15 protein-coding genes are annotated in these 16049 nt (G+C 67.4%); 10 read left to right on the forward strand and 5 right to left on the reverse strand.

The window, feature by feature from the left end; translation table 11 throughout:
• Positions 1-21 precede the first annotated feature (21 nt).
• The 3 genes from murB to OU998_RS14115 form a co-directional block, all read right to left on the reverse strand.
• The gene (gene murB, locus OU998_RS14105) at positions 22-936 is read right to left on the reverse strand and encodes a UDP-N-acetylmuramate dehydrogenase (protein WP_267514285.1); all 915 of its coding nucleotides are present in this window, start codon (positions 934-936) and stop codon (positions 22-24) included.
• A 172-nt stretch (positions 937-1108) separates the two neighbouring features.
• Complete coding sequence (murC, locus tag OU998_RS14110) at positions 1109-2521, reverse strand: UDP-N-acetylmuramate--L-alanine ligase (protein WP_267514286.1); 1413 nt, start codon at positions 2519-2521, stop codon at positions 1109-1111.
• A gap of 193 nt (positions 2522-2714) precedes the next feature.
• Positions 2715-3992: a S41 family peptidase gene (locus OU998_RS14115; protein ID WP_267514287.1), complete on the reverse strand. Its 1278-nt coding sequence runs from the start codon at positions 3990-3992 to the stop codon at positions 2715-2717.
• A gap of 127 nt (positions 3993-4119) precedes the next feature.
• Between OU998_RS14115 and OU998_RS14120 the strand changes: the two genes are divergently transcribed.
• The 5 genes from OU998_RS14120 (at position 4120) to OU998_RS14140 (ending at position 10311) form a co-directional block, all read left to right on the forward strand.
• Entirely contained in the window at positions 4120-4821 is a 702-nt protein-coding gene (locus OU998_RS14120) for an HAD family hydrolase (RefSeq protein WP_267514288.1), read from the forward strand.
• A 124-nt stretch (positions 4822-4945) separates the two neighbouring features.
• The gene (locus OU998_RS14125) at positions 4946-5260 is read left to right on the forward strand and encodes a hypothetical protein (RefSeq protein WP_236547491.1); all 315 of its coding nucleotides are present in this window, start codon (positions 4946-4948) and stop codon (positions 5258-5260) included.
• Between the two features lie 25 nt (positions 5261-5285).
• Positions 5286-8585, forward strand: coding sequence for a carbamoyl-phosphate synthase large subunit (gene carB, locus OU998_RS14130; RefSeq protein WP_267514289.1), 3300 nt, complete (start codon positions 5286-5288; stop codon positions 8583-8585).
• Positions 8586-8649: 64 nt separating this feature from the next.
• Positions 8650-8934, forward strand: coding sequence for a DUF1294 domain-containing protein (locus OU998_RS14135; protein WP_267514290.1), 285 nt, complete (start codon positions 8650-8652; stop codon positions 8932-8934).
• Between the two features lie 57 nt (positions 8935-8991).
• Positions 8992-10311, forward strand: coding sequence for an amidohydrolase (locus tag OU998_RS14140; protein WP_267514291.1), 1320 nt, complete (start codon positions 8992-8994; stop codon positions 10309-10311).
• 7 nt (positions 10312-10318) lie between these two features.
• On the opposite strand, the gene OU998_RS14145 is transcribed toward OU998_RS14140, so the two are convergent.
• Positions 10319-11614, reverse strand: a complete 1296-nt coding sequence (locus OU998_RS14145) for a dicarboxylate/amino acid:cation symporter (RefSeq protein WP_267514292.1) — start codon at positions 11612-11614, stop codon at positions 10319-10321.
• Positions 11615-11780: 166 nt separating this feature from the next.
• On the opposite strand from OU998_RS14145, the gene OU998_RS14150 reads away from it, so the two are divergent.
• The 4 genes from OU998_RS14150 (at position 11781) to OU998_RS14165 (ending at position 14490) form a co-directional block, all read left to right on the forward strand.
• Positions 11781-12446 (forward strand): glutathione S-transferase family protein, encoded by a 666-nt coding sequence (locus tag OU998_RS14150; RefSeq protein ID WP_267514293.1) that lies wholly within the window; start codon positions 11781-11783, stop codon positions 12444-12446.
• 54 nt (positions 12447-12500) lie between these two features.
• Positions 12501-12701 (forward strand): hypothetical protein, encoded by a 201-nt coding sequence (locus OU998_RS14155; protein WP_267514294.1) that lies wholly within the window; start codon positions 12501-12503, stop codon positions 12699-12701.
• A gap of 144 nt (positions 12702-12845) precedes the next feature.
• Positions 12846-13319 carry a transcription elongation factor GreA gene (gene greA, locus OU998_RS14160; protein ID WP_267514295.1) on the forward strand — a complete coding sequence of 158 codons (474 nt, stop codon included), beginning with the start codon at positions 12846-12848 and terminating at the stop codon, positions 13317-13319.
• Between the two features lie 187 nt (positions 13320-13506).
• On the forward strand, positions 13507-14490 hold the full coding sequence (locus OU998_RS14165) for a mitochondrial fission ELM1 family protein (RefSeq protein WP_267514296.1): 984 nt from the start codon (positions 13507-13509) through the stop codon (positions 14488-14490).
• A 195-nt stretch (positions 14491-14685) separates the two neighbouring features.
• On the opposite strand, the gene OU998_RS14170 is transcribed toward OU998_RS14165, so the two are convergent.
• Positions 14686-14964: a hypothetical protein gene (locus OU998_RS14170; RefSeq protein ID WP_267514297.1), complete on the reverse strand. Its 279-nt coding sequence runs from the start codon at positions 14962-14964 to the stop codon at positions 14686-14688.
• 70 nt (positions 14965-15034) lie between these two features.
• On the opposite strand from OU998_RS14170, the gene trxB reads away from it, so the two are divergent.
• Positions 15035-16042: a thioredoxin-disulfide reductase gene (trxB, locus tag OU998_RS14175; RefSeq protein WP_267514298.1), complete on the forward strand. Its 1008-nt coding sequence runs from the start codon at positions 15035-15037 to the stop codon at positions 16040-16042.
• Positions 16043-16049: the final 7 nt, after the last annotated feature.

Genomic DNA, 16049 nt, shown 5'->3' on the forward strand with positions numbered 1-16049 from the left:
TTGTGCGTCAAACCTCGGCGATCAGAGGCGCCGGCCGATCCGCTTGATCTCCCAGTCCAGCTGAACGCCGGTCTTCAACAGGACATCGGCGCGCACCGCCTCGCCCAGGCCTTCGATGTCGGCGGCGGTGGCTTCGCCGGGATTGATCATGAAGTTGGAGTGAAGGTCGCTGAACATGGCCCCTCCCCCGGTTTCGGCGTGGAGCTTGCCGCGCCAGCCGGCCTCATCGACCAGTTTCCACGACGAATGGCCGGGCGGGTTCTTGAAGGTCGAACCGCCGGTCTTTTCGCGGATGGGCTGGGTGGTTTCGCGGCGGCTGGTGATTTCGGTGATGCGGGCTTTGATCGCCGCAGGATCGCCCTGCTCCGTTTCGTAGAGAGCGGACAACACGATCACCCCCGCATCCTGAAGAGCGCTATGGCGATAGCTGTAGGCGAAATCCTCACCCCCGATCAGGGACGTCTTACCCTTGCGGTCCATGACCGTTGCGGTCGCGATCACATCCGCTGTCTCGGAACCGTAGCAGCCGGCATTCATAATCACTGCGCCGCCGATAGTACCGGGAACACCCGCGTAGAATTCGAGGCCCGCTACGCCCGCGTCCGCAGCTTTCCGGGCCAAGATCGCATCCGGCACAGCCGACCCAGCGGAAATGCTGATCGGATCGAGTATCTGAACCTTGTTGAACCCCCGGCCGAGCCGGATCACCACCCCCTCGACGCCGCCATCCCTAATGATGACGTTCGACCCGACACCAAGCGTCGTGATCGGCAGTCCGGAGTCAGTGTTGGCTAGAAAATGAGAAAGATCGTCCTCGTCTTCCGGCATGAACAGAACATCGGCGTTTCCGCCCACCCGAAACCAGGTGAAGGGGGCCAAAGGTTCGTCCCGCAGCAGCTTGCCACGCACGGTAGGGAGTTTGTCACGCCAGGTCATCAGATCCTCATCTCTCACTTTCCTTCTCCCGTGGGGAGAAGGTGGCCCGCAGGGCCGGATGAGGGACCGCTGGTGGGCCAGCCCGCACCACCTTACCCCTCACCCTTTCGCACAAGGACGACGGCTTCGCCGCCGTGCGCTCAAGCCCTCTCCCGACGGGAGAGGGTGATTATCACCCCAACGCCTCCAGCTGCGCCGGCAGGCCATAGGCCCAGCTGGTGATGTCGCCGGCGCCCAGCAGCACGACCACATCGCCCGGTTTGGCCTCTTCCTTAATCAGGCGCGGCAGGACGGCGGCGTTCTCCAGCGCCTGGACATGGCGGTGGCCATAGCGGCGGATGCCGTCGGTCAGGGCGTGCTTGTCCACCCCCTCGATCGGCTGTTCACCGGCCGGATAGACGTCGGCGACGATGACGCTGTCGGCGTCGGAAAAGGCCGTCGAGAAGTCGTCCATCAGGTCGCGCAGACGGGTGTAGCGGTGCGGCTGGACCACGGCGATGACCCGGCCTTCGGTCACCTGGCGCGCGGCCTTCAACACGGCGACGATCTCGACCGGATGGTGGCCATAGTCGTCGACGATGCGCACGCCGTTCACGACGCCCGTGGTGGTGAAGCGGCGCTTGACCCCGCCGAACCCGGCCAGACCCTCGCGGATCGCCTCGTCCGACACGTCCAGCTCGCGCGCCACGGCGATGGCGGCCAGGGCGTTGGAGACATTGTGCCAGCCGGCCATCGGCAGGTGCACGCCCTTGATCGTATGTGTCTCGCCGTTCTGGATCACGACATCGAACCGGCAACCGTCCGGCCCCATCTCGACATTGTCGGCCCGCACCATGGCCTGGGGATTGATCCCATAGGTCACCAGCCGCCGGTTATCGATCGAGGCGACCAGCTTCTGCACCTCGGGATGGTCCAGGCAGACGGCGGCGAAACCATAGAAGGGGATGTTCTCGACGAAATCGACGAAGGCCTTCCGCACCGCGTCGAAGTCGCCGTAGTGGTCCAGGTGTTCCGGGTCGATATTGGTCACGATGGCGACGGTCGATTTCAGGCGCAGGAAGCTGCCGTCGCTCTCGTCCGCCTCGACCACGATCCAGTCGCCGTCGCCGACCTTGGCGTTGGTGCCATAGGCGTTGATGATGCCGCCGTTGACCACCGTCGGGTCCAGGCCGGCCGCATCCAGCAGGGCCGCGACCATCGAGGTCGTCGTGGTCTTGCCGTGCGTCCCCCCGACCGCGATGGAGAATTGCAGCCGCATCAGCTCGGCCAGCATCTCGGCCCGGCGCACCAGGGGGATGCGGCGCTCGCGCGCGGCCTTCATCTCGGGATTGTCGGCCTTGACCGCCGTCGAATAGACCACAGCCGACGCGCCCTCGCTGACGTGAGCGGCGTCGTGCCCGATGAAGATCCGGGCGCCCAGCTTCTCCAGCCGTTCGGTATTGGCGCTGGCCTTGGCGTCCGAGCCCTGAACCGAATAGCCGATCTTCAGCATGATCTCGGCGATGCCGCTCATGCCTATGCCGCCGATACCGACGAAATGGACGGGACCGAGGTCGAACGGGACGGGGCGAAGGCGAGCGATCATCCGGTGCGCTTAGCAATAGATTTGGCGGAATGCACGGGGGTGTCTGTCTCCATGTCGCGGCTCGCCCCCTGTCCTGAGTCGGCCTTGGCCAGTCACGCCCCCTCCCGACCAGCCGTTGCTGGGCCAGATCGTCCTATTCCCGATGCACGAACAGGGCCGCTTCGGCGCTTCGGCGCCTTCAAATACTGCTGGTCTAAAGGCCCGAGGTGGTTCCGCCGGCCTGGGCCCGCTCGGCCTTCAGCGCGGCGATGGCCGCTTCCAGCGTCGGGTCCTCGCCGGCGCGGCGCTGGGCCACGGTGCGGGGGGCCTCGATGTCGGGCGTAACCCCGTGCTTCTCCAGCCGCACGCCCCCCGCCGTAACGAAATCGGCCCGGCTCAGGGTCAGCCGCCCGCCGTCCGGCAGCTCCGTCTCCTGGGCGATCAGAACCGAGCCTATGGTCTTTTCGCCCACCACGATCCCGCGCCGCGCCTCCTGCAAGGCTGCGGGGGTCAACTCCGCCGCGCTGCGGCTGCCCCGGTCCACCAGGACAGCGACCTCGTTGGGCACAGGCTCGCGCCGTCCGCCGCAGTCGCCCGAGGCGGTCAGCGTCACGGACCGTCCCGTCCGCCCTGTCTGGGTGGCCCAAACCTGATCGTACGGCAGGAAACAGGTCAGCACAGACTCCGCCTCCGACAGACGCCCGCCCGGGTTGGCCCTCAGGTCCAAGATCACGTCCACATCCGGCGACAGCCCGTCCAGTTCTCCTCCGATCCAGCCCCCCAGGCCCGGATCGAACTGCTCCACCGTCAGCACCAGCACCCCCGGCCGCGACTTGTCCGCCGTAAACGGCTGCGGCCCATCCATCAGGCGCGGCGTCAGCGTCGTCTCGCGCCGCGCGCCCGTCTCATCCGTCAGGACCAGATGCACCGGCCGGCCGTCCTGCACCTCGACATCCGGCCCCCAGGACCGGCCATCGACGCTGTTCAAGGTCCAGCCCAGCTGCACCCCGGCCTCCTGCGCCGGCGATCCCTCACGCACCCGTTCCACCGTCCATATGTCGGGATCTTCTCCCCGCATCAGGGTCATGCCCATGACCGCGCGGCGTGCATACTGCGTGTCCTGTCGGCGCACGGCGGCCGGCGGGCTGGCCCCGGCATGACCGTCGTCCAACAGATCCAGCATTTCGTTCAGCACCCGGTACAGGGCCCGGTCATCGACCGCCGACGCCGCCAGGGGCCGAAACCGATCCCGCGCCGCACCCCAGTCCACCCCGTGCAGGTTGGGATCGTAATAGCCGCGCCGCACCTCGCTCCAGACCTTGTCGAACACCCGCTGGTTCGTCCGCGCCCGATCACGCGAGGGCGCCATCTGCACGATGTCGGAGAAGCGCGTCCCGGTCGTCGCCTGGGGCGCGCCGAACGCCGATCCGGCCGCCAGCAGTAAGCTTAACGACAAGGCGCTGGAAACACTCAGGAAGCGGCGACCGAACATGGGACGATCCTTGGCCGAACCCCGCTCGCCGCGCAAATCACGAAGAGTCGCGCGCGTCTTGTCTTCGCCACAGGCTCGGGCCAAGAGCCCCGCACCTGATTTGCGGACCGCGCCCCGGACGACCCCCATGCCCATCACCACGGTCGGCCTCGATGCCGACGACACCCTCTGGCACAATGAGACGATCTTTCGTCTGACCCACGCCCGGTTCGTCGACCTGCTGGACGACCACGGCGACGCGGCCACCATCGAGGCGCGCCTGGCCGAGACCGAACAGCGCAACCTGCGCCTCTACGGCTACGGCGTGAAGGGCTTCACCCTGTCGATGATCGAGACGGCGATGGAGCTGTGCGACGGCGGCGCCCCGCCCGAGGTGGTGCGCGAGATCCTGGCCGCCGGCCGCGAAATGCTGGCCCACCCGGTCGAGACCCTGCCCGGCGTGGACGAGGTCGTCGCCCAACTGTCCGAAAACTACCGCCTGGTCCTGATCACCAAGGGCGACCTGCTGGACCAGGAACGCAAGCTGGCGGCCTCGGGCCTCGGCGACCTGTTTGCGGCGGTGGAGATTGTCTCGGAAAAGGACCGCGCCACCTACGAGCGCGTCTTCGCCCGCCACGGCACGGGACCGGCCGAAGCCGTCATGGCCGGCAATTCGATGAAGTCCGACGTCCTGCCCGCCATCGCCGCCGGCGCCTTCGGCGTCCACATCCCCTATCACGTCACCTGGGCCCATGAACTGGCCGACGCCCCCGAAAACGAGCCCCGCTACGTCTCGCTGAGCCGCATCGCCGAACTGCCCGACTGGATCGCGGCCATCGCTGACGCATAAGCTCTTGCCCCCCCGCCCCTCCCTCTCTAAACGGGCCGCTTAACCGACAACCCGACGCGAGCTCCGCATGGCGACGCCCTGCGGCGGCTACGCGCGCGCAAACAACGAAGGATCAGGTCGCCCCTTGGACGCCTCGGACATCAGTCATGACGAACGCGACGCCATGGTGCGTGCGGCGCTGGCCGAACAGGGCGACAGCGGCGTGACTCCGCGTCACACGCGGTTCTACTTCTATGGCGAGGGCGACCACGGCGACCTGAACGAGGTCGCGCGCCGCGCCGGCTTCCTGACCGGCGGCGCCGACGACTCCACCACACTCGAGACCACCATGGCGGTGGACGAGGCGTCCTTCGCGGCGACCTCCGCCATGATGCAGACCTGGGCCGCAGCGTTTCAGCTAGACTATGACGGCTGGGACTGCGCGGTCGTGACCCATTAGCGTTCAATAAGAAGAAGAGCTGGCGATGCCCAAGCGCACAGACATAAAGTCCATCCTCATCATCGGCGCAGGCCCGATCGTCATCGGTCAGGCGTGCGAGTTCGACTATTCCGGCGTCCAGGCGTGCAAGGCGCTGAAGGCCGAGGGGTACCGGGTCATCCTGGTCAACTCGAACCCCGCCACCATCATGACCGACCCCGAGGTGGCCGACGCCACCTATATCGAGCCGATCACGCCCGAGATGGTCGAGAAGATCATCGCCAAGGAGCGCCCCGACGCGCTTCTGCCCACCATGGGCGGCCAGACCGCGCTAAACACCGCCCTGGCCCTGGACGCCTCGGGCGCGCTGAAGAAGTACGGCGTCGAGATGATCGGCGCGAAAGCCGACGTGATCGACAAGGCCGAGGATCGCCAGAAATTCCGTGACGCCATGGACAAGCTGGGCCTGGAGAGCCCCCGCTCCAAGGCCGCCCACTCGATGGAAGAGGCGCTGGAGGGGCTGGAGTTCGTCGGCCTGCCCGCCGTCGTCCGCCCGTCCTTCACCCTGGCCGGCACCGGCGGCGGCATCGCCTTCAACCGCGAGGAGTTCGAGGAGATCGTCCTGCGCGGCCTCGACCTGTCGCCGACCACCGAGGTCCTGATCGAGGAATCGGTGCTGGGCTGGAAGGAATACGAGATGGAGGTCGTCCGCGACACGGCGGACAACTGCATCATCATCTGCTCGATCGAGAATATCGACCCGATGGGCGTCCACACGGGCGACTCCATCACCGTCGCCCCTGCGCTTACGCTGACCGACAAGGAATATCAGCGGATGCGGACCGGCTCGATCAACGTCCTGCGCGAGATCGGCGTCGAGACCGGCGGATCGAACGTCCAGTGGGCCATCAATCCGGCCGACGGCCGGATGGTGGTGATCGAGATGAACCCGCGCGTGTCGCGTTCGTCCGCCCTGGCGTCCAAGGCCACCGGCTTCCCCATCGCCAAGGTCGCGGCGCGTCTGGCCGTCGGCTACACCCTGGACGAACTGACCAACGACATCACCCAGGTCACGCCGGCCTCGTTCGAGCCGAGCATCGACTATGTCGTCACCAAGATCCCGCGCTTCGCCTTCGAGAAATACCCCGGTTCGGAGCCCCTGCTGGGCACCTCGATGAAGTCGGTGGGCGAGGTCATGGCCATCGGCCGCACCTTCCAGGAATCGATGCAGAAGGCCCTTCGCGGGCTTGAGACCGGCCTGTCCGGCTTCGACGAGATCGAGATCGAAGGCGTCGCTGACGTCGAAGACGCCGGCGCCGCCCGCGCCGCCGTGGTCCGCGCCCTGGGCGTGCCCACCCCCGACCGCATCCGCGTCATCGCCCAGGCCTTCCGCCACGGCCTGACGGTGGAGGAGGTCAACGCCGCCTGTTCCTACGAGCCCTGGTTCCTGCGCCAGATCGCCGACATCGTGCGCGAGGAAGGCCACATCCGGGTCAAGGGCCTGCCGACCGACCCGACCGAGTTCCGCCGCCTGAAGGCCAAGGGCTTCGCCGACGCCCGCCTGGCCCAACTGACCGGCGCGACCGAAAAGGCCGTGCGTCTGGCCCGTCGCGGCCTGAACGTCCGCCCGGTGTTCAAGCGCATCGACACCTGCGCCGCCGAGTTCGCCAGCGCCACCGCCTATATGTATTCGACCTATGAGACCGGCGCCCTGGGCCAGATCCCCGAGTGCGAGTCCGAACCGACGAACAAGAAGAAGGCCATCATCCTGGGCGGCGGTCCCAACCGGATCGGCCAGGGGATCGAGTTCGACTACTGCTGCTGCCACGCGGCCTTCGCCTTCGACGAGATCGGCGTCGAGTCGATCATGGTCAACTGCAACCCCGAGACCGTATCGACCGACTACGACACCTCCGACCGCCTGTATTTCGAGCCGCTGACGGCCGAGGACGTGCTGGAGCTGATCGAGGTCGAACGCTCCAACGGCGACCTGATCGGCTGCGTCGTCCAGTTCGGCGGCCAGACCCCGCTGAAGCTGGCCCACGCCCTGCAAGAGGACAATATCCCCGTCCTGGGCACCAGCGTCGACTCCATCGACCTGGCCGAGGACCGCGAGCGCTTCCAGCAGATGCTGGAGGCCATCGGCCTGAAACAACCGCCCAACGGCCTGGCCCGCAGCGCCGAAGAGGCCGCGCAGAAGGCGGAAGAGGTCGGCTATCCCGTCGTTCTACGCCCCTCCTACGTCCTGGGCGGCCGCGGCATGATGATCGTCCACGACCGCGAGCAGCTGGACCGCTACGTCCACGAGGCCATGCGCGTCTCGGGCTCCGACCCCGTCCTGATCGACCACTATCTGAACCGCGCCACCGAGGTGGACGTGGACGCCCTGTGCGACGACGAGACCGTCTTCGTCGCCGGCGTGCTGGAACATATCGAGGAAGCCGGCGTCCACTCGGGCGACAGCGCCTGCTCCATGCCGCCCTGGTCCCTGTCGGCCGAGACGGTGGCCGAGCTGAAGCGCCAGACCACCGAAATGGCCAAGGCCCTGAAGGTGCGCGGCCTGATGAACGTCCAGTTCGCCATCGAAGAACCGCACAGCGAGAACCCGCGCATCTTCGTGCTGGAGGTCAACCCGCGCGCGTCCCGCACGGCGCCGTTCGTGGCCAAGACCATCGGCCAGCCGATCGCCGCCATCGCCGCCAAGGTCATGGCCGGCGTGCCGCTGAAATCCTTCGGCCTGACCGACAAGCCCTACGATCATATCGCGGTCAAGGAAGCGGTCTTCCCGTTTGCCCGCTTCGCCGGGGTCGACACCATCCTGGGCCCGGAAATGCGCTCGACCGGCGAGGTCATGGGCCTGGACTGGAAGCGTGAGGGCGAGGCCGACATGGCCCCCGCCTTCGCCCGCGCCTTCGCCAAGTCCCAGATCGGCGGCGGCACCACCCTGCCCACGGCCGGCTGCGCCTTCGTCTCGGTCAAGGAGGACGACAAGGCCTTCATCGTCGAGGCGGTTCAGACCCTGCTGTCCGAAGGCTTCTCCATCATCGCCACCGGCGGCACCCGCGACTATCTGGCGACCCAGGGCATCGAGGTCGGCCTGGTCAAGAAGGTGCTGGAAGGCCGCCCCCACATCGTGGACGCCATGAAGAACGGCGAGGTCCAGCTGGTCTTCAACACCACCTCGGGCAAACAGTCGTTGCAGGACAGCTTCTCCCTGCGCCGCACCGCCCTGATGATGAAGATCCCCTACTACACCACCACCGCCGGCGCCCTCGCCGCCGCCCAAGCCATCGGCGCCATCAAGGCCGGCGACCTGGATGTGAGGCCGATCCAGGACTACGCCTGACGTTGACGAAAGCTCCGGTTTTCGGCCGCACGCTGCGAACGCGTAGCGGCCGGAAACCAGAGACATGCCGATCTCCAATCTCGACCTCACTCTGATAGCCATCCTGTGCGGCGAAGTCCTAGGCTTCGCCGCCTTCGCCAGGGACAAGCAAAAGGCGAAGGCCGGCCTGTGGCGTACGCCGGAGGCGACCCTGCTGCTGTTCGGCCTGATCGGCGGCCTGGGCGCCTGGATGGGTCAGCACCTGCTCCGCCACAAGACGCGCAAGGAACCGTTCAGGACGCAGTTCGGCGTGGTCGTGGTGATCCACCTGATCCTGCTGGCGGCGGGCGCGACCTCGACCCTTCTCTGAGCCTTGCCAGTCGGCTCCCAACCGCTAAGGTCGCCCCAGGGAACAAGGGGATCACGGATGAAACGCGCGATATTGACCACGGCGGCGATGGCTCTGGCCCTGGCGGCGGGGACGCCCGTCCTGGCGCAGGACGCCGGTCTGAAGGCGGCGGTGAAGGCGGATTATGACGCCAATCTCGCGACCCTGTTCGACTGGTTCCACCGCAATCCCGAACTGTCGGGGCAGGAGGTCCAGACCTCGGCCCGGCTGGCGCGCGAGCTGACGGCGCTCGGCTATCAGGTCACGACCGGCGTCGGCGGCACGGGCGTGGTCGCCGTGTTGAAGAACGGCGCCGGGCCCACCGTCATGATCCGCGCCGACATGGACGGCCTGCCGCTTCAGGAACGCTCGGGCCTGGCCAACGCCTCGACGGCGCGCCAGCTGGACGCCGACGGGGTCGAAAAGCCGGTCATGCACGCCTGCGGCCATGATGTGCACATCACCGCCCTGGTCGGCACGGCCCGCCAGATGGCGGCGCGCAAGGCCAACTGGTCCGGCACCCTGGTGCTGATCGGCCAGCCGGCGGAGGAGCGGATCTTCGGCGCCCGCGCCATGATGCAGGACGGCCTCTACACCCGCTTCCCCAAGCCGGACTACGCCCTGGCCTTCCACGTCTCGGCCGACACCCCGACCGGCAAGCTCGAGGCCCCGCTGGACATCACCTCGTCCAGCTCGGACAGCGTCGACATCGCGGTGCGCGGCGTGGGCACGCACGGCGCCTATCCGCACCTGGGCGTCGATCCGGTGCTGGTCGCCTCCCAGATCGTGGTCTCGCTCCAGACCCTGCGCAGCCGCGAGGTCAGTCCGCTGGAGGGGGCGGTGGTCACCGTCGGATCGATCCACGGGGGGATCAAGCACAACATCATTCCCGAACAGGTCGATCTGCAACTGACCGTCCGCGCCGACAGTCCCGAGGTTCGCACGACCCTGCTGGACGGCATCGACCGGGTGGCCCGCAACACGGCCCTGGCCCTGGACGTGCCCGAGGACCGGCTGCCCGTCGTCACCCGCTCGGCGACCGAGACCACGCCGGCGACCATCAACGACCGCGAGACCGCCCAGCGGGTGCGCGACATCTTCGCCTCGACCTTCGGCCCGGACGTGCTGCGCGACACCCCGCGCGGCGGCATGGGGGCCGAGGACTTCGCCTATTTCGTCCAGCCCGAGACCGGGGTGAAGGGCGTCTATTTCAGCGTCGGCGGCACGCCCGAGGCCGAGCTTGAGCAGGCCGCCGGCCACCATTCGCCCCTGTTCAAGATCACGCCGGAACCGGCCGTCACCCTGGGCGTCGAGGCCTCGGTCGCGGCGGCCGAGGGCCTGATGCCCCGCACCAACTAGGGACGGATTAGGCGGCTTCGGCCGCCTCGTCTTCCCCGTCCTCGCCCGCCACGATCCGCGTCGCCGCCAGGTCAGCGGTGACATTGCCGACGGTGCGGAAGATGTCGGGGATGACCTCGACCGCCAGCAACAGCGGCAGCACCCCCAGCGGCAGGCCCATGGCCAGGCAGATGGGGCCGACGCTGGCGAAGAAGCTGACCTGGCCCGGCAGGCCGACCGAGGCGATGGAGACGGCGACGGCCGTCAGCCCGCCCGCGATCAGGGCCCCGACGCTCAGCTCCACCCCGTTCAGCTGGGCGACATACAGACAGACCGCCAGATTGGCGACCGGGCTGGTGATGCGGAACACCGCCACCGCCAACGGCAGGACCAGACCCGCCGAGGTCTGAGGCACGCCCAGCCAGTCGCGCGCCCGCTCGATCATGACCGGCAGGCTGGCCAGCGACGACTGGGTCGAGACCGCCACCACCTGAGCCGGGGCCACGGCGCGCGCGAACCGGCCCAGCGAGATCCGCCCCCAGACCGTCGCGACGACATAGATGATCAGGATCAGGCCGATCTGGCTCAGGCAGACGATGGCGACATAATGGGCCAGGGTGCCCGCCACGCCCAGGCCGGCGCGCAAGCCCACGCCCAGGGCCAGGGCGAACACCCCGAACGGCGCGGCCAGTAGAACCCAGTGGACGATGACCACCATGGTCTCGGCCACCGCCTCGAAGAAGCCCGCCAGGGGCCGGCGCAGCTCGGCCTTGATCCGGGTCGCGGCGAAACCGAAGGCCAGGGCGAAGACCACCACGGCCAGCACTCCGTCGTCCGCCGCCGCCTTGATCAGATTGGACGGCGCCAGACTGGCCAGGAAGGCCCTCAGCCCGTCGGTCCGCGCCGCCTCGCCCACCGCCGCCACCGAGTCCGCCGGAATCCCGGCCAGCAGGGCCCGCCCCGCCTCCGGGTCGATGGGCCACAGCGCCAGCAGCCCCAGGCCCGCCAGGATCGCATAGACCGTCGCCCCGACCAGCAGGACGCCGAACACCGTCAGCGACCGCACCGCGATCCGCCCCGTCGCCGCGGCGTCGGCGATGGAGACGATCCCCGTCACCAGCAGGCTGAACACCAGGGGGATGACCGTCATCCGCAGGGCGTTCAACCACACCTGGCCCAGGTTCTCGACGACGCCCAGTGTTCCAGTCAGCCACGGGACATGGATCTCCTGGGCCAGGGCGCCGACGACGACGCCGGCGGCCAGGGACGCAATGACGAAAAAGCTCAGAGAGGTGAAGAAGGCGGCGACGCGAGATCTGTTCATGACTCATGGCTAGCATCGCTTTCGCCGCCGTGCGCGCCAAACTTCGCTGTGGCGCCGCAAGTTCATGTCGTCGCTGGCCGAAACGCCACGTCCGCGCCCCGCGATAGGTCTGGACTTCCCCGACGGCGGCGCGGAATAGTCTGCGCCGTTCGCACGGAGCCGCCCCATGATCAAAGTCCACCACCTGAACGACAGCCGCTCCCAGCGCGTCCTGTGGCTGCTGGAGGAACTGGGCCTGGACTATGAGGTGATCCGGTACGAACGGGATGCGGCCACCCGTCTGGCCCCTCCGGCCCTTCTGGCCATCCACCCGTTGGGCAAGTCCCCGGTGATCGAGGACGGCGACATCAAGGTCGCCGAAACCGGCGCCGTGGTGGAATATCTGCTGGAAACCTATAGCGCAGGCCGGCTTCGCCCGTTGGCGGGAACCGAGGACGCCCGCCGCTTCACCTATTGGCTCCATTACGCCGAAGGGTCGGCCATGCCGCCCCTGCTGCTGAAGCTGGTCTTCTCCATGTTGCCGCAACGCGCGCCCGGCCTGGTGAAGCCCCTGGTCAAGGGTATCTCCGCCAAGGCCCTGACCAGTTTCGTCGATCCGCAACTGCGCGCCCATGTCGGTTTCTGGGAGAGCGAACTGGGGCGGTCCGAATGGTTCGCGGGCGACCAGTTCACCGCCGCCGACATCATGATGAGCTTCCCGGTCGAAGCCGGCGCGGACCGGGCGTTCGCCCCGGCGGCCCAGCCGCGACTGAAGGCCTTTCTAGAGAAGATTCACGCCCGTCCGGCCTATCAACGGGCGCTCGAACGCGGCGGCGCCTACAGCTACGCCTGAGGCGATACGACTTCTTGGGACGCAACTTCATGCCGTTCGGGGCGTTAGGTCCGCATGAAGTTTCAAACGCTCCAGATCGTCGCCGGACTGGCCGCCGCAGTCGCCTTTGTCCTGGCCTTTATGGCGGCCGGCGTCGCCCTTGTGTCCTGGCTGTTCATGTTGATCGGCCTAGCCGCCGTCGCCTGGCTGGCCTATAGTCTGGTCAAGAGCGTCTTGCATCGCGACACCAAGCCCAAGCCGCCCGCCCGCGCTTAAGCACGCATCAACGCGGGGCTCGCTCTTGAATTCAAGTGCGAGAAACCCTAGTATTGATGCCCGGCCGCGCCCGCCCCGCGGCCTTTTGTGTGCCTATTTCGCGTCTTTCCAGTCTCCGGGCGAACCAGAAAAATCACGACACCAATGGAAAAAGTGCCGATGACGGGCGAGGGCTATCGCGTCCTCGACGATCAACTGAAGCAATTGAAGTCGGTCGAAAGGCCGAGCGTCATCGCGGCCATCTCTGAGGCCCGCGAACACGGCGACCTGTCTGAAAACGCCGAATACCATGCCGCCAAGGAGCGTCAGGGCTGGATCGAAGGCCAGATCGCCGACATCGAGGACAAGATCAGCCGCGCCCAGGTGATCGACGTATCGAAACTGTCGGGCAGCCAGGTCAAGTTCGGCGCCACAGTCACTGTGGTCGACGAGGACACCGAGGACGAGAGCCGTTACCAGATCGTCGGTGAACACGAGGCCGATGTGAAGAAGGGCAAGGTCTCAATCGCCTCGCCCATCGCCCGCGCCCTGATCTCGAAGGAGGTCGGCGACGTGGTCGAGGTCAACACCCCCGGCGGGGTGAAGGCCTACGAGATCCTCAAGGTCGAGTGGAAATAAGCCCAAACTCGCACAAACCTCTCCCTCCCCCTGCGGGGGAGGGGCGTCGCGCAGCGACGGGGTGGGGGCGGCCCAGTCGGGCCGCACTACCTGAATGCGACACAGGTCTGTGGGACTTCCGCCTTGCCCTCCCCACCCGGCTTCGCTCCGCTGCGCCCCCCTCCCCGTACCGGGGAGGGAGATTAAGATGACGCGTCCCCTCTCCATCTGGGTTGTCTCCGACGGCCGCGCCGGCATCGAGAACCAGGCCCTGGGTCTCGCCGAAGCCGTGCAACGCCTGACCCCGGCCGAGATCATCGTCAAACGCATTCAATGGCGAAGCCTGTTTGATCGCCTGCCGTCGGCGCTGAAGACGCCGTCGATGCTGGCCTCGACCTCCGACGCCGTAACAGCCCCCCAGCCCGACATGTGGCCCGACCTCTGGATCGCCACCGGCCGCGCCACCCTGCCCCTGTCCACCCGCGTCAAGGCCTGGAGCGGCGGCCGCACCTTCGTGGTCCAGACCCAGGATCCGCGCTGGGCCAAGGCCCGCTACGACATGATCGTCGCCCCGGCCCACGACGGCTTGGCGGGCGACAATGTCTTCGAGATCACCGGCTCGCCCCACCGCATCACGCCCGACCGGATCGCCCAGGCCGCCCCGGCCTTCGCCGACCGGATCGCCCCCCTGCCCCATCCGCGCGTCTCTGTGCTGATCGGCGGCAAGTCCAAGGCCTTCGACCTGACCGAGGCCCATGCGGCGGAACTCGCCGACCAGATCGCCGACGCCGTTCGCGCGTCGGGCGGGTCGCTGCTGCTGACCTTCTCGCGCCGCACGCCGCAGGCGGCCAAGGCCGTCATGACCGCCCGCCTGTCCGGCCTGCCCGGCTGGATCTGGGACGGCGCGGGCGACAACCCGATGTTCGGCTTCCTGCATTTCGCCGACCACATCCTGGTCACCGAGGACAGCGCCAACATGGCTGCGGAGGCGGCCTCCACGGGCAAGCCGGTCCACATCCTGCCCATGGTTCCGCTCAAGTCCGGCGACAAGTTCGCCCGGCTGCACGACGACCTGGCCGAACGCGGCGCCACCCGTCCCTTCGATGGAACGCTGGGCGGCTGGACCTATGCGCCCCTCGCTGAAACCGAGCGGGCGGCGCGGGCGGTGCTTGAGGCGATGGGGACGCGGTAAATCGCACCCTCACTTTCGTCATCCTCCGGCAAGCCGCGTCTTCGCGGCGCAGACCGGGGGACCCAGCGGCGCCGAAGGCGAAATCTTTCCGCAGCAAGATGCGGAAACAACTGGTCCGCGACAGGTTCGCGCTCTCGCGCGCCGCTGGGTCCCCCGGTCTCGCTACGCTCGCCGGAGGATGACGAAAGGAGGGGTTCAGTCGCCGCCTCCGCCGTCTCCCCCGCCGTCGCAACCCGCGTCATGACTGTGGTGATAGGTGTGGCCACCCGTTATCACCGGCCCGCCGCCGTCCGAACCGTCGCCCTTCTTTGACTTGGTTTTCTCACTGCTCAAAGCCACGCCCAGGCCGACGCCGATGGCGACCCCCAGGCCGATGCCAAAGACCAAATTGTCTAAAGCCAAGCCCAGCACTACCCCAATCGCAACCCCCGCGCCTATGTAGATGGTCACCAAGGCCGCCTTGTTATCGCTCATCCCCGTCTCCCTTTAACGCCCGAGGCGAGACTAACATCGCGCAAACGGGAATCAGCCCCTAAATAGGCGCATGACCCAAGCTCGTACCGTACGCGTCGCCATCATCGGTTCCGGCCCCGCCGGCTGGACCGCCGCCATCTACGCCGCCCGCGCCTCGCTGAATCCCGTCGTCATCGCCGGCCTCCAGCCCGGCGGCCAGCTGACCATCACCACCGATGTCGAGAACTATCCCGGCTTCGCCGAGACCATCCAGGGTCCGTGGCTGATGGAGCAGATGCAGGCCCAGGCCCTGCACGTGGGAACCGAGGTCATCCACGACATCGTCGTCTCCGCCGACCTGTCGCAACGCCCGTTCCGGCTGAAGCTGGACGGCGGCGACGAGATCCTGGCCGAGACCGTCATCATCTCCACCGGCGCCCAGGCCAAATGGCTGGGCCTGGAGTCAGAGGCCGCCTATCAGGGCTTCGGCGTCTCCGCCTGCGCCACCTGCGACGGCTTCTTCTATCGCGGCAAGAACGTCGTGGTCGTCGGCGGCGGCAACACCGCCGTGGAAGAGGCGCTGTTCCTGACCAATTTCGCCTCCAAGGTCACGGTCGTCCACCGCCGCGACGAGTTCCGCGCCGAGAAGATTCTTCAGGACCGCCTGTTCGCCAATCCCAAGGTCGAGGTGATCTGGAACTCGGCGATCGAAGAGATCGTCGGCGTCGTGGACGGCATGGCCAAGAATGTCACCGGCGTGCGGCTGAAGAACATCGAGGACGGCTCGACCCAAGAGATTCCGGCGGACGGCGTCTTCATCGCCATCGGCCACGCCCCGTCGTCGGAACTGTTCAAGGGTCAGCTCGAGACCAACTCGGGCGGCTATCTGCGGGTCAAGCCGGGCACGGCGCAGACCGCCATCGAGGGCGTCTGGGCCGCCGGCGACGTGACCGACGACATCTATCGTCAGGCCGTCACCGCTGCGGGAATGGGCTGTATGGCTGCGCTGGAGGCCAGCCGCTTCCTCGCTGAGGAAGACCACGCCAAGGCCAATCACCCGATCAGCCACAAGGAAGCCGAGAAGATCGGGGCCTGGTGACAGGCCC

It is taken from the genome of Brevundimonas sp. SL130 (assembly GCF_026625805.1).
Classification (GTDB): domain Bacteria; phylum Pseudomonadota; class Alphaproteobacteria; order Caulobacterales; family Caulobacteraceae; genus Brevundimonas.

Bases quoted from the DNA above. Each gene is read 5' to 3' on its own strand.
- murB (WP_267514285.1), bottom strand. From the start codon at position 936: ATGACCTGGCGTGACAAACTCCCTACCGTGCGTGGCAAGCTGCTGCGG.
- murC (WP_267514286.1), bottom strand. From the start codon at position 2,521: ATGATCGCTCGCCTTCGCCCCGTCCCGTTCGACCTCGGTCCCGTCCAT.
- OU998_RS14115 (WP_267514287.1), bottom strand. From the start codon at position 3,992: ATGTTCGGTCGCCGCTTCCTGAGTGTTTCCAGCGCCTTGTCGTTAAGC.
- OU998_RS14120 (WP_267514288.1), top strand. From the start codon at position 4,120: ATGCCCATCACCACGGTCGGCCTCGATGCCGACGACACCCTCTGGCAC.
- carB (WP_267514289.1), top strand. From the start codon at position 5,286: ATGCCCAAGCGCACAGACATAAAGTCCATCCTCATCATCGGCGCAGGC.
- OU998_RS14135 (WP_267514290.1), top strand. From the start codon at position 8,650: ATGCCGATCTCCAATCTCGACCTCACTCTGATAGCCATCCTGTGCGGC.
- OU998_RS14140 (WP_267514291.1), top strand. From the start codon at position 8,992: ATGAAACGCGCGATATTGACCACGGCGGCGATGGCTCTGGCCCTGGCG.
- OU998_RS14145 (WP_267514292.1), bottom strand. From the start codon at position 11,614: ATGAACAGATCTCGCGTCGCCGCCTTCTTCACCTCTCTGAGCTTTTTC.
- OU998_RS14150 (WP_267514293.1), top strand. From the start codon at position 11,781: ATGATCAAAGTCCACCACCTGAACGACAGCCGCTCCCAGCGCGTCCTG.
- OU998_RS14155 (WP_267514294.1), top strand. From the start codon at position 12,501: ATGAAGTTTCAAACGCTCCAGATCGTCGCCGGACTGGCCGCCGCAGTC.
- greA (WP_267514295.1), top strand. From the start codon at position 12,846: ATGGAAAAAGTGCCGATGACGGGCGAGGGCTATCGCGTCCTCGACGAT.
- OU998_RS14165 (WP_267514296.1), top strand. From the start codon at position 13,507: ATGACGCGTCCCCTCTCCATCTGGGTTGTCTCCGACGGCCGCGCCGGC.
- OU998_RS14170 (WP_267514297.1), bottom strand. From the start codon at position 14,964: ATGAGCGATAACAAGGCGGCCTTGGTGACCATCTACATAGGCGCGGGG.
- trxB (WP_267514298.1), top strand. From the start codon at position 15,035: ATGACCCAAGCTCGTACCGTACGCGTCGCCATCATCGGTTCCGGCCCC.